29 protein-coding genes are annotated in these 25,616 nt (G+C 51.8%); 16 read left to right on the top strand and 13 right to left on the bottom strand.

From position 1 onward, the window contains the following. From AC3CB2_RS17470 to AC3CB2_RS17460, 3 genes are all read right to left on the bottom strand, one after another. Positions 1-321: a DMT family transporter gene (locus AC3CB2_RS17470; protein ID WP_352934799.1), complete on the bottom strand. Its 321-nt coding sequence runs from the start codon at positions 319-321 to the stop codon at positions 1-3. Positions 322-396: 75 nt separating this feature from the next. Further along, positions 397-1,020, bottom strand: a complete 624-nt coding sequence (locus tag AC3CB2_RS17465; protein ID WP_352934797.1) for a flavodoxin family protein — start codon at positions 1,018-1,020, stop codon at positions 397-399. Between the two features lie 130 nt (positions 1,021-1,150). After that, complete coding sequence (locus tag AC3CB2_RS17460) at positions 1,151-1,660, bottom strand: lactoylglutathione lyase family protein (RefSeq protein WP_008553135.1); 510 nt, start codon at positions 1,658-1,660, stop codon at positions 1,151-1,153. A 129-nt stretch (positions 1,661-1,789) separates the two neighbouring features. On the opposite strand from AC3CB2_RS17460, the gene AC3CB2_RS17455 reads away from it, so the two are divergent. Further along, the gene (locus tag AC3CB2_RS17455) at positions 1,790-2,686 is read left to right on the top strand and encodes a LysR family transcriptional regulator (RefSeq protein ID WP_352934794.1); all 897 of its coding nucleotides are present in this window, start codon (positions 1,790-1,792) and stop codon (positions 2,684-2,686) included. Between the two features lie 34 nt (positions 2,687-2,720). On the opposite strand, the gene AC3CB2_RS17450 is transcribed toward AC3CB2_RS17455, so the two are convergent. Next, complete coding sequence (locus AC3CB2_RS17450; protein WP_352934792.1) at positions 2,721-3,509, bottom strand: alpha/beta hydrolase; 789 nt, start codon at positions 3,507-3,509, stop codon at positions 2,721-2,723. A gap of 131 nt (positions 3,510-3,640) precedes the next feature. Here AC3CB2_RS17450 and AC3CB2_RS17445 point away from each other — a divergent pair, with 131 nt between their 5' ends. The 9 genes from AC3CB2_RS17445 to AC3CB2_RS17405 all read left to right on the top strand — a co-directional run bounded on the left by AC3CB2_RS17445 (position 3,641) and on the right by AC3CB2_RS17405 (position 9,656). Continuing rightward, the gene (locus AC3CB2_RS17445) at positions 3,641-4,816 is read left to right on the top strand and encodes a glycosyltransferase family 4 protein (protein WP_352934789.1); all 1,176 of its coding nucleotides are present in this window, start codon (positions 3,641-3,643) and stop codon (positions 4,814-4,816) included. Positions 4,817-5,006: 190 nt separating this feature from the next. Beyond that, positions 5,007-5,549 (top strand): translation initiation factor IF-3, encoded by a 543-nt coding sequence (gene infC, locus AC3CB2_RS17440; RefSeq protein WP_083417159.1) that lies wholly within the window; start codon positions 5,007-5,009, stop codon positions 5,547-5,549. An 86-nt stretch (positions 5,550-5,635) separates the two neighbouring features. Continuing rightward, entirely contained in the window at positions 5,636-6,187 is a 552-nt protein-coding gene (locus tag AC3CB2_RS17435; protein ID WP_352934786.1) for a nucleoside deaminase, read from the top strand. A 40-nt stretch (positions 6,188-6,227) separates the two neighbouring features. After that, the gene (locus AC3CB2_RS17430) at positions 6,228-6,737 is read left to right on the top strand and encodes a nucleoside deaminase (protein WP_352934783.1); all 510 of its coding nucleotides are present in this window, start codon (positions 6,228-6,230) and stop codon (positions 6,735-6,737) included. A 282-nt stretch (positions 6,738-7,019) separates the two neighbouring features. Continuing rightward, entirely contained in the window at positions 7,020-7,217 is a 198-nt protein-coding gene (gene rpmI, locus AC3CB2_RS17425; RefSeq protein WP_008553139.1) for a 50S ribosomal protein L35, read from the top strand. A gap of 28 nt (positions 7,218-7,245) precedes the next feature. After that, positions 7,246-7,602 carry a 50S ribosomal protein L20 gene (gene rplT, locus AC3CB2_RS17420; RefSeq protein ID WP_008553032.1) on the top strand — a complete coding sequence of 119 codons (357 nt, stop codon included), beginning with the start codon at positions 7,246-7,248 and terminating at the stop codon, positions 7,600-7,602. Between the two features lie 122 nt (positions 7,603-7,724). After that, the gene (locus tag AC3CB2_RS17415) at positions 7,725-8,108 is read left to right on the top strand and encodes a GFA family protein (protein WP_352934778.1); all 384 of its coding nucleotides are present in this window, start codon (positions 7,725-7,727) and stop codon (positions 8,106-8,108) included. A gap of 70 nt (positions 8,109-8,178) precedes the next feature. After that, entirely contained in the window at positions 8,179-9,009 is an 831-nt protein-coding gene (locus AC3CB2_RS17410; protein WP_352934775.1) for a helix-turn-helix transcriptional regulator, read from the top strand. 98 nt (positions 9,010-9,107) lie between these two features. After that, entirely contained in the window at positions 9,108-9,656 is a 549-nt protein-coding gene (locus tag AC3CB2_RS17405) for a YbhB/YbcL family Raf kinase inhibitor-like protein (protein WP_352934772.1), read from the top strand. A gap of 92 nt (positions 9,657-9,748) precedes the next feature. On the opposite strand, the gene AC3CB2_RS17400 is transcribed toward AC3CB2_RS17405, so the two are convergent. Further along, the gene (locus tag AC3CB2_RS17400) at positions 9,749-11,650 is read right to left on the bottom strand and encodes a PhoX family protein (protein ID WP_352934769.1); all 1,902 of its coding nucleotides are present in this window, start codon (positions 11,648-11,650) and stop codon (positions 9,749-9,751) included. A 390-nt stretch (positions 11,651-12,040) separates the two neighbouring features. Continuing rightward, complete coding sequence (locus tag AC3CB2_RS17395) at positions 12,041-12,454, bottom strand: GNAT family acetyltransferase (RefSeq protein ID WP_352934766.1); 414 nt, start codon at positions 12,452-12,454, stop codon at positions 12,041-12,043. Between the two features lie 163 nt (positions 12,455-12,617). Between AC3CB2_RS17395 and AC3CB2_RS17390 the strand changes: the two genes are divergently transcribed. Continuing rightward, positions 12,618-14,093, top strand: coding sequence for a methyl-accepting chemotaxis protein (locus AC3CB2_RS17390; protein WP_083417155.1), 1,476 nt, complete (start codon positions 12,618-12,620; stop codon positions 14,091-14,093). Positions 14,094-14,163: 70 nt separating this feature from the next. Here the strand turns inward: AC3CB2_RS17390 and AC3CB2_RS17385 are convergent, their stop codons facing one another. The 4 genes from AC3CB2_RS17385 to AC3CB2_RS17370 all read right to left on the bottom strand — a co-directional run bounded on the left by AC3CB2_RS17385 (position 14,164) and on the right by AC3CB2_RS17370 (position 17,333). Then, the gene (locus AC3CB2_RS17385) at positions 14,164-14,931 is read right to left on the bottom strand and encodes an FkbM family methyltransferase (protein ID WP_352934763.1); all 768 of its coding nucleotides are present in this window, start codon (positions 14,929-14,931) and stop codon (positions 14,164-14,166) included. Positions 14,932-14,964: 33 nt separating this feature from the next. Further along, on the bottom strand, positions 14,965-16,134 hold the full coding sequence (locus AC3CB2_RS17380; RefSeq protein WP_352934760.1) for a glycosyltransferase family 2 protein: 1,170 nt from the start codon (positions 16,132-16,134) through the stop codon (positions 14,965-14,967). A 72-nt stretch (positions 16,135-16,206) separates the two neighbouring features. Next, on the bottom strand, positions 16,207-16,659 hold the full coding sequence (locus AC3CB2_RS17375) for a YtoQ family protein (protein WP_352934757.1): 453 nt from the start codon (positions 16,657-16,659) through the stop codon (positions 16,207-16,209). A 41-nt stretch (positions 16,660-16,700) separates the two neighbouring features. Further along, complete coding sequence (locus AC3CB2_RS17370) at positions 16,701-17,333, bottom strand: DUF2799 domain-containing protein (RefSeq protein ID WP_352934755.1); 633 nt, start codon at positions 17,331-17,333, stop codon at positions 16,701-16,703. A 205-nt stretch (positions 17,334-17,538) separates the two neighbouring features. Here AC3CB2_RS17370 and AC3CB2_RS17365 point away from each other — a divergent pair, with 205 nt between their 5' ends. After that, the gene (locus AC3CB2_RS17365; RefSeq protein ID WP_352934752.1) at positions 17,539-17,955 is read left to right on the top strand and encodes a GFA family protein; all 417 of its coding nucleotides are present in this window, start codon (positions 17,539-17,541) and stop codon (positions 17,953-17,955) included. 63 nt (positions 17,956-18,018) lie between these two features. Continuing rightward, on the top strand, positions 18,019-18,432 hold the full coding sequence (locus AC3CB2_RS17360) for a GFA family protein (RefSeq protein WP_352934750.1): 414 nt from the start codon (positions 18,019-18,021) through the stop codon (positions 18,430-18,432). 51 nt (positions 18,433-18,483) lie between these two features. On the opposite strand, the gene AC3CB2_RS17355 is transcribed toward AC3CB2_RS17360, so the two are convergent. The 3 genes from AC3CB2_RS17355 to AC3CB2_RS17345 are packed head-to-tail and all read right to left on the bottom strand — an operon-like array spanning position 18,484 to position 21,405. Continuing rightward, positions 18,484-19,347: an SDR family oxidoreductase gene (locus AC3CB2_RS17355; RefSeq protein ID WP_075699891.1), complete on the bottom strand. Its 864-nt coding sequence runs from the start codon at positions 19,345-19,347 to the stop codon at positions 18,484-18,486. A gap of 21 nt (positions 19,348-19,368) precedes the next feature. Next, positions 19,369-20,205 carry a TrmH family RNA methyltransferase gene (locus AC3CB2_RS17350; protein WP_075699889.1) on the bottom strand — a complete coding sequence of 279 codons (837 nt, stop codon included), beginning with the start codon at positions 20,203-20,205 and terminating at the stop codon, positions 19,369-19,371. Between the two features lie 3 nt (positions 20,206-20,208). Further along, complete coding sequence (locus AC3CB2_RS17345; protein ID WP_425328957.1) at positions 20,209-21,405, bottom strand: class I SAM-dependent methyltransferase; 1,197 nt, start codon at positions 21,403-21,405, stop codon at positions 20,209-20,211. A 356-nt stretch (positions 21,406-21,761) separates the two neighbouring features. Here AC3CB2_RS17345 and AC3CB2_RS17340 point away from each other — a divergent pair, with 356 nt between their 5' ends. The 3 genes from AC3CB2_RS17340 to AC3CB2_RS17330 all read left to right on the top strand — a co-directional run bounded on the left by AC3CB2_RS17340 (position 21,762) and on the right by AC3CB2_RS17330 (position 25,613). Beyond that, the gene (locus AC3CB2_RS17340; protein ID WP_008552452.1) at positions 21,762-22,469 is read left to right on the top strand and encodes an SRPBCC family protein; all 708 of its coding nucleotides are present in this window, start codon (positions 21,762-21,764) and stop codon (positions 22,467-22,469) included. Positions 22,470-22,655: 186 nt separating this feature from the next. Next, positions 22,656-23,144, top strand: a complete 489-nt coding sequence (locus tag AC3CB2_RS17335; RefSeq protein WP_008552435.1) for a (2Fe-2S)-binding protein — start codon at positions 22,656-22,658, stop codon at positions 23,142-23,144. A gap of 105 nt (positions 23,145-23,249) precedes the next feature. After that, a complete protein-coding gene (locus AC3CB2_RS17330) occupies positions 23,250-25,613 on the top strand; it encodes a xanthine dehydrogenase family protein molybdopterin-binding subunit (protein WP_041768001.1) in 2,364 nt (787 codons plus the stop codon). The last annotated feature ends 3 nt before the right edge of the window (positions 25,614-25,616 follow it).

Raw genomic sequence — 25,616 nt, 5'->3', positions numbered from 1 at the left:
CTACCCATTTGATACAAACTTCAGCCCCACGATTGCGGCGATGAGGAGGGCGATGAAGAAGAGGCGGAGGAAGGTGACGGGTTCGCCGAAGAGAAAGATGCCGAGGATTGCGATGCCTGAGGCACCGATGCCAGTCCAGACGGCGTAGGCCGTGCCGATGGGGATTGAGGCCATCGCTCTGGTCAGGAAGTAGAGTGACAGGAAAGCCGTGATGACAAAGGCGATTGTGTAGAACGGTCTGGTGAAGCCCTCAGAGAGTTTGAGGCAGATGGCAAAGGCCATTTCAAACATGCCTGCAATGATAAGCCAGATCCACGCCATTCAGTTGCCTCCAACACAACCATGTTTGCTTCCAAACTAGAAAAATACCCTAAAACACAAGCTTATAGCACGCCATCAATGCAAGGGAGATTTACCCTTGCTTTGCTGAGGTTGGTTGTGTCCACCTTCCACCCAGCGACGCGTTGCTTTGGCAATACGGGCGCCATACGCGAAAGCTGTGTCACGGTCGGATTGAGGCGGAGCGACCTCCGGCCCTTCATCCATGTTGGCCTGTGCAGCTGCGCCATAGTACACGCCGAGACGGTTGAGGTCGTCATTGCTGCCGAAGCTGTAATTGTTGCCGGGAGGCATGCCAAGGCTCACCCAGATCATACCATGCTGGGCGGCAAAGGTCGCCATTTGAAGGAAAACGTTGAGCCGGTCACCGCTCATGGAACCGGAAACGCTGAAGCCTCCGGCGATCTTATTGATCCAGCCCTGTTTGTACCAAACGGTGGCAGAGGCATCCATGAAGAATTTGAAGGGAGCGGCAACACCACCCATGTAGGTTGGGGTGCCGAACACGATGGCATCGGCGGCTTCCAGAGTGCTCCAGTCGGTATCTTCATACTCGCTGACAGGCACAAAGGTAACGGTCACACCATTTTCGCGGGCACCACGTGCGATCGCATGTGCCAGCGCTTCGGTGTGTCCGTTGGCGGAAAAGAAGGCGATTGCCACCAGAATGTCTTTTGACATGGGCTGCTACTCTTCAAGACCTGTCAGAATTCTGGTCTATTTGCAGCCAAACGCCTTTCAGCCACTCTAAGAAAGCAGGGGCAGATTTAGATGTGCTCGATTAAAATTCTTCGAGCACACCTTGGAGAACCTAGGATTTCTGGTAGGCACCGCTGGAATAGTGCAGCTCGTAGGAATGGCTGTAGATCTCCAGAATGTTGCCGAACGGATCTTCCATGTAGATCATGCGATAAGGCTTCTCTCCCGGATAGTAATAGCGTGGCTCTTTCATGCGGCGCTTACCACCTGCGGCCTCAATCTTGGCTGCCAGCCCTTCCACATCCGGGTCCTGAACACAGTAATGAAAGATGCCAGTCTTCCAGTATTCGAAGTTGTTCTCCGGGCTTTCATTCTGAGCAAACTCAAAGAGCTCAACGCCGATGCCATCGCTGGTGGATAGGTGAGCAATTTTGAAGCTCTTCCAGCCTTTACCAAACACGTCGGTGCACATCTCGCCAATTGCACTGTCGTCTTCAACGATCTCGCTTGGCTCCATGATGATGTACCAGCCCATCACATCACGATAGAACTTCACCGCAGCTTCCACATCAGGAACAGAAAGACCAATGTGGGAGAAACGTCTTGGATAAGGGGCGGACATAACAGACCTCGCTACGCTAATCTCAACAGGCGGAATGCCTTGAACACGTTGGATGTAGCAAGTCTGTGAGAAAATCAGAAATTATCATTTATTAGTTTTATGATAATTTAATGTTATGTATGTTGGGCTATGCTAAACTCCCAATGGCTCAGAACCTTCGTCAAGTTAACTGAAACCGGCCACTTCACGCAGACAGCCAATCAACTCGGTATGACGCAGCCGGGGGTCAGCCAGCATCTGAAAAAGCTGGAGCTGCAGATCGGAGCGCCTCTGATTACGAAGATCGGCAAGGGCTTTGAGCTAACACGGGAAGGGGAACTTCTGTTGAGCTTCGCGCTCACTGCCGAAAAGCAAGAGGCAGAACTTCGGGAAGCTATCCAGCAGGATGACCCAAACGCCGGTGAAATCCGCATTGCGTGCTCTGGTTCTATGGCGCTCTATCTCTACCCCAAGCTACTGGCACACCAGAACCGCCATCCCGGTTTAACGCTGAAGGTCGAAGTCGCTCCAAACCATCGTAGCCTTCAGCTGTTACAAAGCAACGAGATGGATCTCTGCATAGTCACCCAACAAGCACAGCACTCAGCGTTGGAACAGCAGCACATCGGCAACGAGCCCCTCTGCCTTGTTGTGCCAGCCAATTTTAAAGAAAAAGCAGTCGCATTCGAAGACTTGCAAAAACTGGGTTTCATTGATCACCCGGACGGTCAGCATTATGCAGAGCGCTTGCTAACGCCGAATTTTGAGGAGATGGCATCCGCTACAGATGATCTGCGGGTGACTGGCTACATCAACCAACTCAGTCAGATCCTCGTGCCTGTTGCGAAAGGGCTGGGGTACACAGTCCTGCCCAAAACCGCAGTGCGCAGCTTTGAAGCACAGCAGAAGATCAAAATTTTGGAGCTGAAAGAACCCGTCAGCGATCCGCTATACCTGACGGTGAAGAAGCATCGCCCTCTACCTGCTCGGTATGATTGGTTCCTCCAGGAAATCGCAGAGTTATGCGGGCAAATGAGTGGCAGCTAGGCTTCTGCATCAGAAGCCTAACCACTAAACTAAATCAACGCTGGGCGAGTTCGGCCACTGCTGCGATCATGCGGTCCAGATCTTCAGGACGCGATAGGCGATGATCGCCGTCTTTCACCAAGGTCAGCACCACATCGTCATGGGCCATGCCTTCAACAATGCGCAAAGCATGCTGCCACGGCACAGCGTCATCTTTCTGGCCCTGTAGAATGATGGTCTTGCAGTTGGTGATGATTGGTTCGCCGAGCAACAGGTTCTTTCTGCCGTCTTCGATCAGGTCACGCGTGATGATGTAAGGGCTGTCTTCATACTCGGAAGGGCGCTCGAAGCGGCCTTTCTCCATAATCTCCTGCTTGATCTCATCAGTGAACTCATGCTTCCACATCAGTTCCTCGGTGAAATCAGGAGCAGGCGCAATCAGCACCATGCCAGAGAGGGAGCCTTCCATCTCTTCTGAAGCTTCATGGAGTGCTTTGGCCAGTAGCAAAGCCATCCAGCCGCCCATTGATGAACCGATGACAACGGTTTGGCCTTTACAGAACTGTTTAAACACAGCCACAGCTTCTTCCAACCAAAGGGAGATGGTGCCATCAACAAACTCACCGCCAGATTCGCCGTGACCGGAGTAATCCATGCGGGTGCAGGTCAGGCCCTTCTTTTCAGCCCATTCTGCAAGCACTTCTGCCTTTGTGCCAAGCATGTCGGATTTGAAGCCGGACAGCCACAGAACACCCGGCGCACCGCGTTCATCATGGCGCACTGCAATTTGCCGCGCACTGTCTCCTTTGCCAACGCTGATGAATTGCGGTAAGTCAGCACTCATTCATAACCTCCAAACGCTTATCGGCTTATAGTGGCCGGCAACTGTTTGGAAACCTGATTATCGTGCTTCCGCGCCTGCCTGCCTGTCATTTGGGCGAGCATAGTTGGATGCCGCTCAAAAAACATAGAGAAATGTCCAAAGTGCCAACCATTTTGCAAATTGTCCCCGACCTTCAAACCGGCGGAGCCGAGCGCACCACAGTGGATGTGGCGGAGGCGATCGTCAACGAAGGCTGGAATAGCCTTGTGATCTCGCAGGGTGGACGCATGGTTCCTGAGTTGGAAGCAACCGGCGCCGTGCACTTTGAACTGCCAGTGAAGTCCAAAAACCCATGGACCATGTGGCGCAACTCTTATCTGATTGAGCGCATCTGTCAGCAGAACCGGGTTGATCTGGTGCACGCCAGATCCCGTGCTCCTGCATGGTCCGCTTTGTGGGCAGCACACCGCCTGAACATTCCTTATGTCACCACCTATCACGGCATCTACAAGGAAACGAACAAGTTCAAGGCCTTCTACAATTCCTCGATGACCCGCGCAGACAAAGTGATTGCCAACTCGCGCTTTACTGCAGATCTGGTCGAAAAGCGTGACCCACGCACCAAGGGTAAGACCTCGGTCATCTACCGCGGACCAGATGTGGAATCTTTCAATCCGGACAACATCAGCGATGAGCGCGTGACAGATCTACGCGCCCGCTGGGGTGTTTCCGATAACCGCCGCGTTGTTATGAACCTTGCGCGCCTGACGGAATGGAAAGGCCAGCGGGTTCTGATCGAAGCCACACGCCAGCTGATCGAGCGCGGTGGCTATGACGATGTTCTGGTGGTTCTGGCTGGCGATGATCAGGGTCGCGAAGCTTACCGCCAGTCTCTTGAGTTGCAGATCGCAGAGTCTGAGTTGATCGAACACGTACGCATCGTTGGCCATTGTTCTGATGTACCGGCAGCCCTTGCGATCGCAGATGCCTCTGTCGTGGCCTCAATTGAGGCGGAAGCCTTTGGTCGTGCAGCTGTTGAAGCACAGGCCGCAGGCGTGCCGATTATCGTTTCTAACATCGGCGCTGTCCCGGAAACCGTGCTCGTGCCGCCAATCGTGAAAGCTGAAGAACGCACCGGCTGGCATTTTGAGAATGGTAATGCAGAAGAGCTCTGCGATCTCATGGCGCAGGCACTGGATATGAGTGAAGAAGAGCGGGCAAAACTGACCAAGCGCGCCCATGATCATGTCGAACGATCTTTCACCAAACAGGCTATGTGCTCAGCCACACTAAACGTTTACCGGGAGCTGTTACCAACAGACAGCTAACTGGTTGTAAATGTCGCGTCAGAACCTACAAAACTGGTGTTGACTTACGTGGCATTTTTCCTGATTCTAGCGACGCAGCGAAAATGATGTTCTTGGGAAGTGTTTCTCGACTTGACGAAACAGTTGGAACGAGTCATTGAACTGCAATCAAATATTCGCAAGTTCGGCAGTCTAAAGAGGAGATACTCACATTCGCCGTCCGTTTCGCGCACCGCCACCCACTAAGGAAGGGCCGCGCACCAATAAAGAGATTCGCGTTCGCGAAGTGCAGCTGATCAACGCCGAAGGTGAGAACCTCGGCCCAACTCCAACCGAAGAAGCCCTCGCAATGGCGGTGGAACAAGGTTTGGATCTGGTCGAAATTGCTCCGAACAGTCAACCACCTGTTTGTAAGATTCTGGACTATGGTCGTTACAAGTACCAAGCTCAGAAGAAAGCTGCTGAAGCACGCAAAAAACAGAAGATCGTTGAGATCAAAGAAATCAAGATGCGTCCAAACATCGACACTCATGATTATGAAGTGAAGATGAGAAACATGATGCGTTTCTTTGAGAGCGGAGACAAGGTGAAGGTAACCTTGCGCTTCCGTGGCCGTGAAATGGCTCACCAAGATCTCGGCATGAAGCTTCTGCTTAAGGTGAAGGAAGAGACCCAAGATATCGCTAAGGTCGAATCCCATCCTAAGCTGGAAGGTCGCCAGATGATGATGGTGCTAGCACCTATTTCTCGTTAATAGGCTCAGGTTGAAGCGCTCCAGCTTGGTTTCTGTGTAGCTACTCAACCGAAGCCCCAGAGAATTTTGAGATTACCCGGCACAGCGTGTCGGGTATTTTCATTTGGGGCAACGAAACACGGTTGGAACACATGGACAACGAGCTGGCTACACACCAAAAGCGCATGCAGGCGCTGGTGGAATACACCGCAACCTCCTTTGAAACACCATATCCCACGCCCTTCGGCGGCGCTCTGTATGGCTCAGACGGAACCTTGCTTGCGCAGGCCTACAACAGAATGGTCCGCGAATGTGATCCCAGCAGCCACGGCGAACTCAACGCCATTCGCGAAGCCTGCCAAAAGTACAAAACCCGTAGCTTTCCCGGCAGCATCCTTTATGCGACATCTGAACCTTGCCCAATGTGCATGACAGCAACCATCAGTATCGGCGTGGAAACGCTGGTCTTTGGTGCTTTCACAAATGAGGATGCGATCAACTTCTGGCCGCAGGAGATGGACCTGCGCGCGCGCGATATCGCAGAACACGTCATCATGCGTCCCAAGATCGAGATCATCGAAGGGGTTGAGCGTGACGCCTGTCGGCAGCTCTTCACTGACTGTGCCAGCACCATGATCAAGCTCGGTATTCGCATCTAACGAGCAAACTTCGCGAAACTAAAGATCGGGGAGGGACGTGATGGCAGAAAGCGAACTGGAGCTGCACCATCAGCGCATGAGAGAGCTGATCGCTTTCACGGCGACTTCGCTGGAGACACCCTACCCATCGCCATTTGGCTGCGCTGTCTACTCCGCTGAAGGTGAGCTGCTGGCACAGGCCTATGATTCTGTGATCAAGGATTGTGATCCCACCTGCCACGGTGAGATCAACGCAATCCGGCTTGCCAGTGAGGCCAGTAAAACCCGCAGCTTTCCGGGCGGTATCCTCTACAGCACGTGTGAGCCATGCGCCATGTGTATGGCCGCCACTATCTGGGCCGGTTTTGATAAGCTGGTGTTTGGCGCCTACACCAATGAGGACGCCACAAACTTCTGGCCGCAGGAAATGAGCCTGCGGGCCAAAGACCTAGTAGCAAGCATGGTTCAGCGACCTGAGATAGTAATTTTTGAAGGTGTTGAGCGCCAGGCCTGCCAACAGCTCTTTACGGATTATGGCCGTGCCCTTAAAAGGCTTGGCATCAGGATCTGAAGAGCCGAAAACACCCCGCAACACCATAGTCATGCACACTCTGGCAAGTGCAGGGGTGTAAACTGGTTGAACTCTGGCTATTCAAGCCGAGTTTGACGGGAATCTTCTTGCATTCCCACGCTGGCAGTTTTATAAGGCCGCGTTCAAAGTCGCCCGGCGGTATTCTGCCTCCTATAATTTATAGGAATTAAGACGGAAATACAGGGCATGCCGTGGCGGCTTCTGATGCATCCATTGCAAATTTTTGATCGGTTCGCTGATCATCACAAGAAAGGACGCAAAATGCCCAAGTTGAAGACGAAGTCTGGAGCCAAAAAGCGCTTCAAACTGACCGCGACTGGCAAAGTTAAATGTGCTCAGGCTGGCAAGCGCCACGGCATGATCAAACGCACGAACAAGTTCATCCGTAACGCACGTGGTACCACCACTCTGTGTGATGCAGATGCTCGTATCGTGAAAAAATATCTGCCTTACGGCTAAGCCTTAAAGCTGAGACCAGGAGACAACCATGTCACGTGTAAAAAGAGGCGTTACCGCCCACGCTCGTCATAAAAAAGTTATTAAGGCAGCCAAAGGTTACTACGGCCGTCGTAAGAACACCATCCGCGTTGCTAAGCAGGCAGTCGAGAAAGCGGCACAGTACGCTTACCGCGACCGCAAGGCTCGCAAGCGCAACTTCCGTGCACTCTGGATCCAGCGTATCAACGCTGCGACCCGTGAACACGGCATGACCTACGGCCGCTTCATCGATGGCTTGAACAAAGCTGGCATCGAAGTTGACCGTAAGGTTCTTTCTGACCTGGCAATCAACCAGCCTGACGCATTCAAGGCTCTGGTTGAAAAAGCACAGGCTGCTGTAGCTTAATTGCTAAAGCAGGAAGCAGAAGCTTTTTAAAAGGCAGGTTCCGAGAGGAGCCTGCTTTTTTTGTTGTCCGGCCACATCCCGCTCCCTATCTTGGTTCCTTGATAAATAAGGGGAGAGGGAACATGGTCTCTGGCAAATGCGAATGCGGCAAAGTTCAGTTTCAGGTGGAAGCGGTAAGAGACAGCGTCACAGTCTGTCACTGTAGCCAATGTCGGCGCACAAGCGGCCACGTCTGGGCCTCCACAGTAGCTCCTGAAAGCGCCATCACCTTCACGGTTGATGATGGGCTTGAATGGTACGCTTCCTCAGAGTTTGCAAAGCGAGGTTTCTGCAAGGGATGCGGATCGAGCCTATTTTATAAAATCCATGCGGAAGACTACATCGCTATCGCAGCCGGTTGTCTGGATGAGCCAAACGACTTGCACATCGGCAAGCATATCTTCGTCAAAGACAAAGGTGACTACTACGAGATCACTGATAACGCGCCTCAGATCCAACGGTTCTGATTAGGGGGAATGCTTGCCATTCTGCTCCAGCTCGATAAAACCATGATACCTGCGGTGTTTGAAAGTACCAGTGAAAGTGCCACAACTCTCCAATGAAACAGCTGACAGGATGTTGCCTGACGACTCGGGCCTGTCCATTCACTTGATCACGCAGGCCACTCGAGCCACGTTCACGGACATGTACTTCCATCAAACCTTCCTGTCGTTCATTCACAAGGGAACGAAGAAGGTAATCTGCCCTCACAATGGAGAGTTGGTCGGTTCAGAGGGCGATCTCTTCATCTTTCCTCCCGGTTCTATCATCAGCCTTGAAAACAGGCCGCTTGTAGATGCCGATTATCAGGCAGATGGTGTCAGCATTGCCAACACGCTGATAGATGCAGTGTATGCAGACCAACCGGCAACTCCAACAGCTACAGGTATCCAGCTGGTGCGTGGAAAAGAGCATAAGCCGGAAGACGTGCTTGCCCTCATGAAAGAGACATTGGCAAATACTGCTCTACCAGAAGCCTTAAGGCAGCACCGACTGTTGGAGCCACTCATCTGGCTACGCCATATCGGCGTACACTTGTCAAAGCCCGACACAGACAACCCTCTGAGCCAGGTTCGCAGCCTTATCGAAACCGACTTGAGCTACGCATGGCGCGCGACAGATGTCGCCAGTCATTTTGCGATGAGTGAGGCAACCTTCCGCCGCTGGCTTGCCAAGTCCGGGCACGGCTTTGCAAAAGTTCTGCGCCATACCCGGTTGGAAAAAGGTCTGGCTCTGTTGCAATCCACGCATGAACCTATCTCGAGCATCGCGCTGGATTGCGGATTTACTACTCCCTCTCATTTCTCCGAGGCTTTCAAAAAACGCTTTGGGATTCGCCCAAAAGAGATCAGATCGAGAGAAGGTTGATCGGAATTTGATAGTTTATGAGTGGCTCGTGAAAGCGTAGCTTTTCAAAGCAACCTATAGCTGGAACATGTTCAACGCCCTAAGCCACTGGAGAAAACATGTTCCGGAAACCACTCATAACCGCTCTGGCCATCGCAGCTTCTTTTGCATCTGCCGCTCAAGCGCAAGATTTTAAACTCACCAGCACGTCTATTGCTGAAGGTCAGCAGCTCACGAACCAGTTCGTTTATAACGGGTTCGGATGCACCGGAGGCAACCTCTCACCGCAGCTCAGCTGGTCCAACGCGCCAGAAGGGACCAAAAGCTTCGCTCTTACTGCTTATGATCCGGATGCACCAACAGGTTCAGGATGGTGGCACTGGAATGTGGTGAACATCCCAGCCTCGGCAAACTCTTTTGAAGAAGGCGCGAGCAACAACAAAACTTTGCCTGTTGGCTCAATGGAAATCACTAACGACTACGGTGCTAAGGGCTTTGGCGGTGCCTGTCCACCGGCAGGTGAGGTACACCGCTATATCTTCACCATCCATGCACTTGGCGTGCCGGCGCTGGATCTTCCTGAGAACCCAAGCAACGCGCTGGTTGGCTATATGATTGGTGCGAACACACTGCAGACTTCCAAGATCACTGCCGTCTTCAGCCACTAAATGCTCAACTGTCGATAGTTTGACATTCACAAAATGAAACCTTCGGGAGGCCAACTCCCGAAGGGTAATATCGTTTGGGCTGGAAGGTCAGCTTAGCCAATCACACCATTATCGTCGCGCTTGATCACGATAACGGAAGAGCGAGGAAGCTTACCGCCATCTGGCCAGTTACCGCCTGGGTGCTGAATGCCCACAAACATACTGCGGCGATCAGCAGACCATGTCAGACCAGTCACTTCTGCTCCTTTAGGTCCAGTCATGAAGCGAGCGATCTCACCTGTCACAGGATCTCCAACCAGCATCTGGTTGTTGCCCATGCCAGCAAAGTCACCTTCATTGCTGTCGCTGCCATCTGTCTGGATCCACACAAGCCCGCTCTCGTCAAAGCCCATGCCGTCTGGGGAGTTGAACATGTTGCCTGCATTCACGTTTTCAGAACCAGCCTTAGGTCCTTCATGAACGGTTGGGTTGCCAGCCATCACATAGAGGTCCCAATCAAACGTGTCTGAGGCATGATCCTCATTGTGAGGACGCCAACGCACGATCTGGCCGTACTTGTTGGTTTCACGTGGGTTCGGGCCGTTGACAGAGGTATCGTCACCACCCGCATTTGGCTTCACACCGCGGTTCTTGTTGTTGGTCAGGCAGCAATACGCCTCAACTGCATTGGGATTGGCTGAAATCCATTCAGGACGGTCCATGGTGGTCGCACCAACAGCAGAACCAGCAATACGACTGAAGATCGCGATACTGGCTGCATCCATGCCTGTTGTGTCTGGTGTCAGAGCCAACCATTCGCCCGTCTGATCATCATTGAACTTGGCAACATACAGCGTACCATCATCCAGCAAACCATCAGTTGGCTGACCCGGTGCATAAACACCGTTGGAGACAAAGCGATACATGAACTCACCGCGCTCATCATCCCCCATGTAAACAACAACGCGGCCATCTGGTGCCAAAACAGCCTCTGCATTCTCATGCTTAAAGCGACCTAGTGCAGTGCGTTTGACAGGCGTGGAGTTTGGATTGGTCGGATCAATCTCAACCACCCAGCCAGCACGATGAGGCTCATTTGGGTTTTTCGCGATGTCAAAGCGCTCATCGAACTTATGGTAGTCGTAGTTGTAGCCGGTATCCGTGATGCCATAGCGCTTGTACCCAGCATCAACACCGTCCATGCGCTCCGCAGGAGGTGCATCGGTTGCACCGAAGTAACCGTTGAAGTTCTCTTCGCAAGTCAGATAAGTGCCCCATGGTGTCTTGCCAGAACCACAGTTGTTGAATGTGCCAAGAGACTGTGTACCAGAAGGATCAGCCGCAGTTTGCAGCAGAGGGTGACCTGCAGCCGGTCCGGCAAGCATCATCGGCGTGTTATGCGTGATGCGGCGATTGAACGGGCTGTTCTTCACGATCGCCCAACCACCATCGCCTTCTTCCACTTCAATAACCACAACACCCTGAAGGTGCTGCAGCTTCAGAACATCATCAGCGCTCTTTGGAGCTCCATCTTCATTCTGAGGCAGGTTGATCCGGCGGTTGGCATACTCATGGTTGATCGCCAGCAGCTGCTTGCCCTGATACTGGAAGCTCTCCATGCCGTCGGTGTTTTCACCAAACACTTTGTCAGCACCTGCCGTAGAGCCACCGGTCTCATGATCGAACTCTTCAGCACCATCTACCAGAGCATCGCCCCAGCGAGCCAGGATCTTCCAGTTGTATCCTTCCGGGACATGAACAGTCGCGTCCGTAAATGTCGGAATTGGCTGAAAAGCGAAGCGCGAAACAGACGCCTTCGCCTCAGAAGCGGAAAGACCAAGCACACCTGTGCCCATCACCGCTGCGCCGGAGCCAAATGCGAGCACACCACCCAGAAAACCGCGGCGCGAAATTGCGCGCTCAACAACGCGGTCAAATTCATTCTCTTCAGCACGAGGGAAGTTCAACTCATCCCACTCATCTGCCGTGAGTTCATTCGTCAATTCTTTAGTCATTGGAAATATCCCGTAGAAGAAGGTGAGCGCACACTAAGGCGCCTGCATGACAACTTTACGAAACAATCAATCCTATAAAATACTGCAGATGTAATATGAGTATTGTATTCATGTTATGGGAATTGTAGAGGTGAAATATAGACCTGATGAGTGTCAGTTAGCTAACTTGCTGTGATTTCTATATATTGTTCCATTATTCTAACTTTAGACGAGAAAATACTTCAGAATGTGGCGGAGATGCTTGATTTGATTAAGGTGCTCTATGAAAATTCAGTGAGTTGACGCCCAACGCTATGCGGCCCAACAGGAAATTTCAAAACCCTATAAACCGCAGTGTCGATTACCGCAGTTTTCACAGCCATTAAATTTTCTGAGTAAAAACTTGGTGGTCTAAGGCTCAATCACCTTTTGAAGGCAGATGCTCTGGGTGTCCTTGTAACCTTGTGCCTCATAAAAGCTAGCGGCCTGGCTGTTATCTCCACGTACAAGCAGGTTAACTTTCCAGATACCACGGGCTCGCAACCAGTCTTCTGCGGCTTGCGTAATGGCCTTGCCCAGTCCTTTGCCCTGATGGTCAGGATGTGTGCTCACATAATAGAACCAGCCGCGATGCCCATCCTCTCCGCACATGATGCTGGTGGCAATCATGCCGTCCAGTTCTCCGACAAGAATAGTTGAGTGTTCGCCCTCAAGTGCTTTTGCAATATCCCGAACTGGATCATTCCATTCACGAAAGACGCCAGCGGCCTTCCAAAGAGCAATAACCGCGTCCCGATCGGACAGACGCATTTCACGACAAATCATATGCACCGCGCATAGTAATTAGAAAATAGAAGTTTAGTCACAGGATGTTTTGTTATTATCCTTTGTAATCCAGTCACTTGCAATAGGAGGAAGGATTAATAACAAGGTTAATAATCTATAAGTAAAACTATGAAAACCTTTGCGCGATTGAGGGGTTTTTGACATGGCTTTTTTTAAGCGTAACACACAATTGCTTGCTGAAACTGCTGCAAACGACCAAGGAGAAGTAATCGGTCAGTCTGCTGAAGTGGAAATTACAGAACCTAAGAGTTCAATAGATAGTGCACGCTTGTTTGGTGAGCTGGACGCCCTTGCGTTGGATATGGCCTCAGCTGCGGGAGAGCTGGATGCCGTTAACAACACTGCAGGCGCTCTGAAAACAGCCATGGAAAGCCTTCAGGAAGCTTCTGGACGTGTTGTTGAGAGTAACCGGGAAGTGAGCTCTGCCGTTGAGCAGACAGCAGAGCAGACGACCAACGCCCGCGATACCATGTCGAAGTCTCAGGAAGTGGTGACGGACGCGCTCGCCAACATCAACAGCCTGTCGACAACCATCAGCAACATCAATCGCCAACTGGAAGGCCTCCAGGCCTCGTTTGCCAACGTACGTCAGTTCTCCAGTTCCATTGACGCCATCGCCCGACAGACCAATCTTCTGGCTCTCAATGCGACAATTGAGGCAGCTCGCGCAGGCGAGGCCGGCAAAGGCTTTGCCGTGGTTGCCAGCGAAGTTAAGGCGCTTGCGACGCAAACCACAGTCGCGACTGAACAAATTGACCAAACAATCCTTCAGCTCGGCAAAGAAGCAGATACTCTGGTGGATCTCGGTAAGGGCGCACTTGATACAGTAGCGACTGCTGAAAACGGCACACAGTCCATCAACGATCTCTTCCATGAGCTGGAAGCAATGGTTGATAACATCTCCGCCAACACAGAATCCATCCGCATCGCCTGCGCAAACAATGACGCTGATACGGACGAACTGCTGCGCAATCGTGATGAAATGGTCGGCGTGGTCTCCGCCAATGCAGAGAGCATTGAGCAGGTTTCCGGCCAGATGCTCGGAACATCACAAACAGCCGATGCCCTGCTTGCCGAAGTTGCCGTCGAACATGGCGACAATCTCAATCAGCAGATGATCGAGTACGCCAAGGATGCTGCTGCAAAGACCATGGATGCTTTTGAAGGCGAAGTGGATGCAGGCCGTATCTCAATCAACGATCTTTTCGACTTCAACTACACCCCGATTGATGGCTCAAACCCCGTCCAGTTCATGGCATCCTTCACGCAAATGACTGACCGGGTGTTGCCTGACATTCAGGAGCCAGTCAAAGATCTTGATCCACATATCATTTTCTGCGCTGCACTGGATAAAAACGCTTATCTGCCAACGCACAGCAAAGAGTATTCCAAGCCTCAGGGCAATGACCCGGTCTGGAACGCCGCCAACTGCCGTAATCGCAGAATGTTCGATGACCGTGCTGGCCTGAATGCAAGCAAGAACACCAAAGAATACAGCCTACAAACCTATCGTCGGGACATGGGCGGCGGAAAGATCATGATGATCAAACTCGTCTCAGCCCCCATCTGGATCAAAGGCCGCCACTGGGGCAACACCCTCATCGCTTTCAATGCGTGATGTTGTTCTATAAAAGCACATGGCTGTCGAAAACGGCAGCCATGAAAGCACTGCGCATAAGCCAGAAAGATTATTGCGAAAGAACACCTTGCGCTTCAAGAGCATGGCTGAGTTGTGAACTCATTGCATGATCAGGATCTGTGGTCCGTTGAAGCACCATGCATTTGTTCTGACATTGATCTACCCGCAATGCGAAGCCTTTTGTGGTGAGCACATTGATGCACTCTGTTATTGCATCGAAACCATTGAGTTTGGGATGAAACTCGACAACTAACATTCGGATATTGGTCAGGTTTAAAGCTGGTAGCAGTTCAATTTCTGCTCCTTCGATATCCATCATCAAAAAGCTTGGTTTAAACTCTGCGATTAGCCTGTTGACATCGACTGTTTTTTGAAGAATTTTTTGGCTTTCTTTGCGTTCTAGAACAGATGATCCGATGATACGTTTTCCAACATAAAACTCTGATTGCTTATTATCAGTGAGAGCTGCGATACCACTTACAGTTATGGGAGAAACGTCGTTTAAAGAATGATTAGTCTCTATGACATTTATAAGGTTTGGGTTTGCCTCAACGCACATGACATTGCTGGAACCGCAAATCTTAGAAGCTGTTGCCGATAGAAAACCTATACAGGCTCCTAACTCCAGAATACGGTCTTCTGGTTTTAGCAATTGTGTCAGGAGGTTATGTTCTTCATTTTCATAGATACCTCGAACAATCTGGTCTTTTACATATAAGTCAATTTCAGGTTGAGAAACATCCAGTTTGATATTGCGTAATGTTTTATAGCGCCTGCGCATTTTATACGTATGTTCAAGGCCTTTCAAAAAATGCATTTCAGGGCTCCATTGACCAGTTGCAGAAATAAGCTAAGCAACTATGTTTTCTTGACTGAGTGAGTTCTTAAGGTGTGGTATGTTTTTCAAGTATTCCAGAAGAGCTGATGAACAATAAGCCTGTTGACTTCTATATACATCACTCACATTTGTGAATTTCATTGATCCTTCATACATAGGTGAATGGTGGAGAATATCTTCCAATCCACTATAGTAAGCTTTGTATTCTAGACCATCTGCGTAATAGGCCTGTCGTGTAAGCTCTTCTTCAACACGAAACTTAAAGTCCTGAAAGAACTTGAAGTGCAGCATTGCTCCCCAATCATCGGCAAGGCTGGTTCTGATATCTAGTTCATGTGTGCCCCATAATTTGGAATATACAGGGTTCCATCTGATAAGCGGTACTTTCATAAGTTGAGGACATTGCTTTTTCAGGAAGCGCTTAAGCCGCCTTTCAAAGTAATTTCGGAAAGGGAGCTTTTGGTGAACTCGTGCAGGTGCAAGATATAGACTTCGCAATAAACCTAGTGGAAAGATCTCTCGCCTTTTAGGAGGAATCCCAAATAGGCGTCCTCTAATGCCTCCTCGAATTTCAAAACGTGGTCCTTTCAGTTCTGGTGAAACCTGTGTCGCCCATGTTGAAGTCGTGTCGAAGTAAGGACATGTAGAAAGAAATGGATCTCCTTGTCTGTAGTCAACATCAACCAGAGGCTTGTCAGAGTACATGTCGATCAGCGGAGCTATTACGCCCTCTGCACCAACACTGTCCCAATAAGCTGTCAGGCCAGTCAGTTTGGTTTCTGGCCATCCTGGATAAACGAACTGCTCGTCTGTATCCGCCAGAATAGTCCAGCGATCGGTGCAATACTCATTTAAAATGGCGAGGAGCCAGTTTCGTTTGAACTGCTTATAGAGCTTGCTGGTGTGAAACCGAGTAACGTCTGGCTGTGTTTCCAGAAAAGCTGCTGTATCGTCTGTGGAGTCATTATCGACAACGAAGATATGACTTGCCCCAATACTCCGGTAATGCTCCAGAAAAAAGGGTAATCGCAACATCTCATTTCGGGCTCTTGTGATAACGATGATGCCGTCTTCAGGCAAACTGATTTTGGGAAACTCATCAAAATCAAAAAGATCGCAAACACTCGTCACTACACCTGCCCACCAATTGAGTGATTGGGCCATTAAAAACAAAAGCCCCACACTTGTTCCTCTTGTTGAGAGGGGAGTGTAGGGCTGTGTTATGAGAGCGTCTTCCCTTGAATTGGGAGGGGCTTACAGTTCGCCGCGGATCACGTAGCGGAGCAGGTCGACCACTTGATCGGGATCTTCGGCCACGGCCAAGGCTGCGGCGTCTACTTCCTTCAGTGGGTGCGTCAGTGCCGGATCGTGCAGCACGATGATGCTTTTGCCCAAAGCTGAAGCAAAGCCTGCGTCAAACGCAGCATTCCATTGGCGGTACTTGTCACCAAAGCGCACCACAACGATATCTGCCTCAGAGAGCAGCGTCCGGGTGCGGATGGCATTGATCTTCGCACCCTTGTGGTCCCGCCAGAAATTGCTGTCTTCAGCCCCCAAAATCTCGACCCCGCAATCATCGCTGGCTTCGTGATCAGTCACGGCACTGTCGAAATGAACAGGCAGGCCTGCATCTGCCGCACCATGTTCAATTCGCTCTCTCCAATCGGTGTGGATTTCACCTGAAAGATAAACACGCCACGTTTTCATCGGCTCGCCTTCCCCTAAGAATCTGCATTTGCCTGCAAATTTTAGGAGGGGTTGTAGCTTGGTTCAAGGTCAAGCAGCTTGTTGGTGACTTCTTTTCGGACACGATCACGTTGACGCTCCAAGGAGAACAGCCGGTTTTGTGCAAGCAGCAAATCAGCTCGTGCCAGATAGGAGTCTGTTCGTGCAGCGTCTGCGGCTTTGCGACATGCCTTTCCTTCTTTGCCTGACTTGCAGTCTTCACCGCGTGCTTCTTCTTCCAGCCGATCAATGCGACGCTGGATTTCCCAAACGGATTCCTGAGCGTCGCTGGCAGCTTCATTGGCTGCATAAAGCTGATTACCCAGAGAATAGCCAACTTTGAAGCTCTCTTCAGTCGCAATCGGGCAGACACCACGGTAGTTCTTGCCCTCACGGCCCTGTTCAAAGCCGGAAATCGGCGTGCAATAGCTTTGAAGCCCGATGGTACGACCCGCCATGTAAGCGCTTACGTCTGGTGTGACGCCATACTTGCTGCAAGCCTTGGTGTGCTCGTTCAGTGTATCGGAGGTGTAGCCAGCGCGGCCATCAACGACTCCGATGCCCTGCCAATCCCCGATCTTGCAATCTTCTTCAGAAAGAGAGGCACACCCGCTCAGTGCCAATCCAAGTCCCACAACAGCTAAAACTACCCGCATCCCCAACATGCCTTCTAAACGGTCCATCCGATCTGGTAGTGCCCTGCACATCTGAATGGACAAAATTGGAATCTATGAAAACCCACATAGGAGACTTAACCTGAACGCTTGCTGAATACAAATGTTCGCGATATGTTCTATTTATGGAATCATATAGCTCTCGATTCGAGAGACAACCCTTTTTCAGTAGGTATTGGATAGTCAGATGACAAAGACCATTGAGTTTAAAGGACGTTGTTTATGCGGTGCAGTTGCCTTTGAAGGTGAGGCACCGGACGAACCAATCAGCACCTGTCATTGCAAGCAATGCCGGCAGTGGGGGAGTGGCCCGTTTGATGCCTACAGCCTGCCTCTGAAGAACCTGCAGTTCACTGCGGGGGAAGATGCCGTCAAGTACTACGAATCCTCTGATTTTGCCCGCCGCGGCTTCTGCTCAAAATGCGGCTCAAACCTGTTCTGGCATGCAGATCGCCACCCACAATGGAAAGATCGCATCTCGATTGCAGTGGGCGCCTTGGAACAGCCAACTGGCTTGAGTGCAGGCAACCACATTTTCTGTGCTGCCAAGGCAGATTACTATGAAATTGAGGATGGTCGCCCGCAGTATGCCCATGAGGATTAAGGGGCTAATTAATCCATATCGGATTGTCTTGGCGGATACGTGAAATGTATGGGGGAAATAGGTATGTCTGATCTGAAGGTCTATAAAGGGAAGTGCCTCTGTGGTGAGGTTTCATTCAAAGCAGAAGCGCCCAAAAAAGAGGTTGGCCTATGCCATTGCACCATGTGTCGCCGCTGGAACAGTGGCCCGTTCCATGCTCTGGCGATTCCATTTGATGCTTTGACAGTTGAGAGCGGCGAAGAGAACATCTCCTATTACCGCTCATCTGATTATGCAAGGCGCGCCTTTTGCAGCAACTGTGGCAGCAGCCTGTTTTATCACGGAGACAAAATCCCCGAGATTGCTCATGAAGTTTACTTCAGCGCTGGGCTGCTGGAAGAGCCGACAGGTCTGAAAATGGCAGGTCATATCTTCTGTGCCAGCAAAGGCGATTACTACGAGATAGAAGGAGACCTGCCTCAACACGAAACAGTCTAGTAAAACCGGTGCAAGGTGAGCGGCTGGATCAGAGCTTGTCCCTAATAGGCTCTAGCTCCATCCGTTCTCCCACATATAGTCCAGTGCTTCACGATAAGTCGGGAACTTGAATTTGTATCCCAGTGCCCCTTTGAGCTTCGCATTGCTTGCGCGCTTCACCTCGCCATAAAACGAGATTGCCATTGGCGAAAGGTCTGCGTCTTCAAAAGCAATTGCTGGCGGTGGTTCAACACCCATCAGACGGGCGGCATACTCCACCACATCTTCAGGTGGGCAAGGCGCATCATCAGAAACGTTGAAGATACCGGATGCATTGTCCTCAAACGCATGCTGAACTGCACCCGCGATATCACTCACGTGAATGCGGTTAAAGACCTGACCTTCCTTGATAATACGGCGCGCTTTGCCCTTGTCCAGATTGCACAGAGCGTTCTGTCCACGGCCATAGATACCCGCAAGGCGTAGAATGCTGACCGGGATGCCGCTTTCTTCAGAAAATGCAAGCCATTCCTTCTCTGCTTCAAGGCGCAGCTTGGAGCGTTTGGAGGTTGGATTACACTCAGCTGTTTCTGTAACCCATCGGCCCTCATGGTCACCATAAACGCCGATAGTGGAAAGATAGCAGATTGCCGTTGGCTTCGATTCTGCTACAGCATCGCGTGCTGCGTTCAGTAAAGGATCGCCATCATCGGTTGGGGCAGCTGAAACCAGAATGTGCGTTGCAGACGAAATCGCCTCTAGCAACTCATCACTTGCTGTTTCGCCATCAAAAAGGATCGGATGAATTCCTTTGGATTGCAGGTCCGCCATTTTTTCCTCGGAGCGGGTTGTCCCGCCAATCCAGGAAAACTCGGTTCCGTACATTTTCACAAAATGGCGAGCTGAGTATCCAGCTCCCAAAATCAACAAGCGCATTCCAAGCCCCCCGGCATACGTCTACAGCTTCAGATAGTTCCTGCGCACTTCATAAAGCATCACAGCCGTTGCTACAGCCAAATTCATTGAATCGGCTTGCCCCGCCTGCGGAATTTTCACCAGATCAGAGCAAGTGTCGGCCAGCTTATCACTTAGGCCCGCTTGCTCATTGCCCATCATCAAAATGACTGGTTCTTTATATTCTACAGCACGATAGTCCTTTTCGCCCCGCAAATGCGTGCCAACCACAGGGCCCGGCCAGCTCTTGCGAAACTCAACGAACTCATCCGCAGTACAACGCACAATTGGCATGTGGAACAGAGAGCCCATCGTCGCACGTACGGTCTCAACAGCAAACGGGTCGGTCGTATCGTCAATCAAGATAACACCTGTTGCGCCAACTGCATCACCAGTGCGGATAATGGTACCCAGGTTACCCGGATCGCGCACGCGGTCCAGCGCGATCCATGTGGTTGCGCTTTTCGGGTCGATATCGCTTAGCTTCAGTGTCTGCTGCTCATAAACGCCAACAACCATCTGCGGGTTATCGCGGCGGGTGATAGCGCCAAGAACTGCCGTGTTAACCTCAAGGATCAAAGCACCCCGGGCTTTTGCTTTTGCAGCTGCCTCAAGCGCAATTTTGTTTTCGCGAGCTTCTGGCCCAAGCGCCAGATAACGCACGCCCCAGCCAGCTTCCAGAGCGTCTGTTGCCAGTTTCAGACCTTCGGCAACAAACAGCCCGCTCTGCCGGCGATGCTTCCGCTGTGCGACGAGACCTTTGATTTCCTTCACAATCGGATTGGAGTGTGAAGTGATCTGCTTAACAGCACCGGGACGTTGGTTTTGCTTGAATTCCATCAGTTATGCTCCCTCAGCCTTGGTATTGTCAGGTGCGCTCCACCGGCTGAAGAGGGAGGTTGAGAGCAATCGTGGTCCATTAAGTTCGCGAATAGCCAGCTCACCTGATTCAATCGTTCCCGGCAGGCCATCAAGGCATTCGCGCATCAATTCATGAGAAGACAGGAAGCTGGCGCGAATGGCGTAGCTCGACATCAGCAGGAACTGTGCATCTGGTGACAGCAGCTTGCGCACACAAGCCAGCATATGCGGCACGTTCTCAAAGAAGTCCCAGATTTCACCGTTCGGTCCGCGGCCATACTTTGGTGGGTCGAGGATAATGCCGTCATAGGTGTTCCCGCGGCGCACTTCCCGCTCCACAAACTTCATAGCGTCATCGCAGATCCAGCGGATCGGCTTGTCTTCAAGGCCGGAAAGCTCTTGGTTTTCGCGAGCCCAGCCAATCGCCTTTTTGGAAGCGTCCACGTGAGTGACATGCGCGCCAAGGGCAGCAGGCAGCAGCGATGCCAGTCCGGTGTATCCAAACAGGTTGAGGATCTTCAGCTGGCGGTCAGCTTTCTTGATCTGCTGACCAACCCAATCCCAGTGGGCTGCCTGTTCAGGGAACACGCCAACATGGCGGAAAGACATGAACTGGCCGTTGAAGGTGGCCGGTCCGTACTTCATCTGCCAGATTTCATCGACTTGCTTGGCAAATTTCCAGCGACCAGGGCCTTCTTCTTCAACATCGCCGGTAAAGATCGCATCAGCGCGCTTCCATTCGCTCTCTGGCAGGCGTGGTGCGCCCATCGCCTGAGCTTCTGGGCGAATGACCGTGTAGCGACCATAACGCTCCAGCTTCTGACCATGCCCCATGTCCAGCAGAGCGTAGTCTTCCCAGCCATTCATCTCCACCATCACCGGCAAAACGCTGGCAGGCGTCTCGAAGCGGGCGGAGGTTGGCTTGTGTTCACGCACAATCGGCTCAACGGCAACAGGTGCCGGAGCTGAACGTGGTTGCTCACGTCGATTTGAACGGTTTGCAGCCGTGTTCTCTTTCTGGCCACCACGAGCGTCGCGGGCAGGGCGTGTGTCGCGTCCGTCTCGATGATCGCGTTTCGCGGCAAAGCTGCGCTTCGGACCATTGTCCTTCCGCGAACCGCCTTTTTTGGATTGCGCATTGCGGGCCCGTGGAGCGCCGCCTTTTGGTGATTTACTCAAGGATGTTGCCTTTGATTTTCTGCGCACAAACGCAAGGCAAGGCCTCACGCTGAATTCGTTTATTTAATGAAAAGGCATTAAGGCGATGACGCCCTCTGGTCAACGCTTTAGCGCAAAACAAGCTCTTTACCGTTAAGTGAGTATCCACAGCGGGGAAACTCCAGCATATCTCAGGACTGATAAAACGTCATTGTCTTCTGAAAAGAAGTTTTGAGCATCCATGACAATTTTAACACGAGAGGTACTTGTCTTTTCACTCGATTTAAGTCCAATCTACATGACGTGGAATGCAAAAGTGACCTTAAGGCGCGGAGCCTACCTAAAGGAAGCACTGAAAAGAACGAGGGGGCCAATCCATGGAAATGTCTGGAGAGCAGCAAATACCTGCGAGTCAGGAAAAGGTTTGGGAAGCTCTCAACGATCCTGAGTTGCTGAAAAAGTGTATCCCCGGTTGCGATAGTCTGGAAAAAACCTCTGACACCGAAATGACTGCAACGGTCACAGCCAAGGTTGGCCCGGTGAAAGCGAAGTTTAAAGGAGAAGTGACGCTCTCTGATCTGAACCCGCCAAACTCCTACAAGATCTCTGGTGAAGGCAAAGGCGGCGTTGCAGGTTTTGCGAAGGGCTCAGCAGATGTAACCCTCTCAGAGAGTGGGGATGGCACTCTTCTGAGTTATGAGGTTAATGCAAAGGTTGGTGGCAAACTTGCTCAGCTAGGAAACCGACTGATCGACTCAACAGCCAAAAAAATGGCGGAAGAGTTCTTCTCTAACCTGAATAGAGAACTCGGCGGGACACCTGCGGCGGACAAGGACGAGGCGCTTGAGTCCGTTGAACTGGATCAGGGCTTGATTGAAAAAGCAAAATCAATTGCCAACGAGCACGCCATTGAAGGATCAGTCGAAGCAATCGCCGATGCAGAGCACGCATTGGAAGATGCAGTTAAGGATGTTGAGGAGAAGGTTGAAGTTGCGGCGGGCAAAGGATTTTTAGGTGGTCCGCTGGGTTGGGGCTTGATCGCCCTTATTGTTTTACTTGGACTTTATTGGTTGCTTGGAACGTAAGAATTTGGCGGTCGTGATCAGTCGAGTGCGGAGAGGGCACTTGGTAGACGAACGGCCCCGCCGAATATCAAGGCCTCTGGCCTAAATTACAACCAACTGCGTTGATAGGACGGGAGATCCTGATCAGGGCTGTTGGCTTCATAGTCTGCGGACGCGAAATGCAGGCTTTATTGAGGGAGGAAAACCATGACGACTGTCTCTATGACGGTGAATGGAAAGCAGATTTCTGGTGAGGTCGAAGACCGCACCCTTTTGTCTACATTTCTGCGCGAAAATCAGGGACTAACCGGAACACACGTTGGCTGTGACACCTCACAGTGCGGCGCTTGCCTTGTTCATATGGACGGCAAGGCAGTCAAATCCTGCAGCATGCTTGCTGTGCAGGCATCCGGTTCTGCTGTCACCACCATTGAAGGCATTTCCCAAAACGGCCAGCTGCACATCATGCAGAAAGCCTTCAAGGAAAACCACGGCCTTCAGTGCGGTTTCTGCACTCCTGGCATGATCATGTCCGCAATTGATATGGTCAATCGCCTTGGTACCGATCTGGACGAAAAAACAATCCGCCATGAGCTGGAAGGCAACATCTGTCGCTGCACCGGCTACCACAATATCGTCAAGGCAATCAAAGCCGCTGCTGACGAAATGGCGGAAGTCCTCGAAGCCGCAGAATAATCCAGAATTGACTGCTCTGTAGTCCGGCTTCGCCCTGTTTCAGGTGCGTTGGACGTCCGGGCTCTATGACAGTTGCTGAAGTTAACCTTCCGGGAGGGGATGGAAATGACAGCAGAAGGAATTGGCGCACGAGTGCTGCGCAAGGAAGACAAAAGATTTTTGACAGGAAATGGCCGCTACACGGATGACATGACCATGCCACGCATGGGCTACGCGGCTTTCGTTCGCTCAACACACGCCCACGCACGCATCACGTCCATCAACACAGATGAAGCGATGAAAATGCCCGGTGTTGATGCTGTCTTGAACGGCCATCAGCTGGTGGCAGATGGCATTGGCAACATCATCTGCGGATGGATGATCCATTCCAAAGACGGTTCCCCAATGAACATGGGCGCTTATCGTGCTCTGGAATCCGAAATTGTCCGCTATGTTGGTCAGGCCATCGCAGTTGTGGTTGCTGATACCCAGCAGCAGGCGCGTGATGCAGCTGATGCTGTTGTCGTGGAATATGAAGAGCTGCCAGTTGTCGTCGATAGCCTCGATGCACTGAAAGAGGGAGCACCTCAGCTTCATCCCGAAGCAGCAGGCAACCTTATCTACGATTGGGAAATCGGTGAGGAAGCAGCAACCAACGAAGCATTCGCAAACGCTGCCCACATCACCAAGATGGACATCGACAACAACCGCCTCGTTCCAAACCCAATGGAACCGCGCGCGGCGCTTGCTCATTTCGATCCATCAGAAGAACATTACACGCTCTACACCACATCTCAGAACCCGCATGTAGCGCGCTTGGTGCTCTCCGCGTTCTACAACGTGGCTCCTGAGAACAAACTGCGTGTGATTGCACCTGATGTCGGTGGTGGCTTTGGGTCCAAGATCTTCATCTATCCTGAAGAGATCGCCTGTCTCTGGGCAACAAAGCGTGTTGGCCGTCCGGTGAAATGGACCTCGGATCGCACAGAAGCATTCCTCACAGATGCTCACGGTCGTGATCACCACACCACTGCAGAACTGGCGCTGGATGCAAACAACAAGATCACGGGTTTCCGTGTGAAGACAGTCGCCAATCTCGGCGCATACATGTCGTTGTTCTCGTCTTCCGTTCCAACCTACTTGTACGCAACGCTGCTGTCGGGCCAGTACAACATTCCAAACATCTACGCGAATGTGAAAGCGGTTTACACCAACACCACTCCGGTGGATGCGTACCGCGGTGCAGGTCGTCCAGAAGCTACGTATGTGGTGGAACGCATGATGGAAACCGCTGCGAAAGAAGTTGGCATGGCGCCAGCAGAATTCCGCCGCATCAACTTCGTCCGCGAGTTCCCGCACCAGACACCTGTGATCATGGCCTATGATGCCGGTGACTACGAAGCCTCCCTCGATGCTGCCATGAAGGCCATTGATTATGACGGCTTCGCTCAACGCCGTGCTCAGTCCGAAGCTGCTGGCAAGCTCCGTGGTATGGGCATGTCCTGCTACATTGAGGCATGCGGTATCGCACCGTCTCAGGCCGTTGGCTCTCTCGGTGCTGGCGTTGGTCTTTGGGAATCCGCTGAGGTGCGCGTGAACGCTGTTGGAACCATTGAGGTTCTCACCGGCTCGCACAGTCATGGTCAGGGCCACGAAACCACCTTCGCACAGCTGGTTTCAGACCGCCTTGGTCTGCCAACGGAAAGTATCTCCATCGTGCATGGTGACACCGACAAAGTGCAGATGGGTATGGGCACATACGGCTCCCGCTCCGGCGCAGTCGGCATGTCTGCAATTGCCAAGGCCCTCGACAAAGTTGAAGCCAAAGCGAAGAAGATCGCAGCTCACTTGATGGAAGCCTCTGAAGGCGATATCGAGATTGAGGGCGGTGAACTCAAAGTCGCCGGAACGGACAAGAAGCTCACCTTCACCGAAGTGGCTCTGGCTGCTTACACAGCTCACAACCTGCCAGAAGGCATGGAGCCGGGCCTGAAGGAAGGCGCGTTCTACGATCCAACCAACTTCACATTCCCGGCGGGGTGTTACATCTGTGAGGTAGAAGTAGATCCAGATACCGGCGTTGTTTCCATCGAGAACTTTGTGGCAGCAGATGACTTTGGCACCATCATCAACCCGATGATTGTGGAAGGTCAGGTCCATGGTGGTCTGGTGCAGGGCATTGGTCAGGCCATGCTGGAAAACACCCAGTATGACGACCACGGTCAGCTGCTCACGGCATCTTATATGGACTACACCATGCCACGTGCAGATGATGTTCCATCCTTCAAGCTTGAAACCACAGTCACTGAATGCCCGGGCAACCCGCTCGGCATGAAAGGCTGTGGTGAAGCTGGCGCGATCGGATCACCTCCTGCTGTCATCAACGCCGTAACGGACGCTCTTGGCATCCGCGACATGAATATGCCTGCCTCGCCGAACCGCGTGTGGCAGCTCATTCAGGACAACGGCATGAAGCAGGCAGCGGAGTAAAAC

This window comes from Pseudovibrio sp. SCP20 (assembly GCF_057774105.1).
The sequence above is the reverse complement of the archived record's forward strand: the minus strand, read 5'-3'. Positions and strand labels throughout refer to the sequence as shown.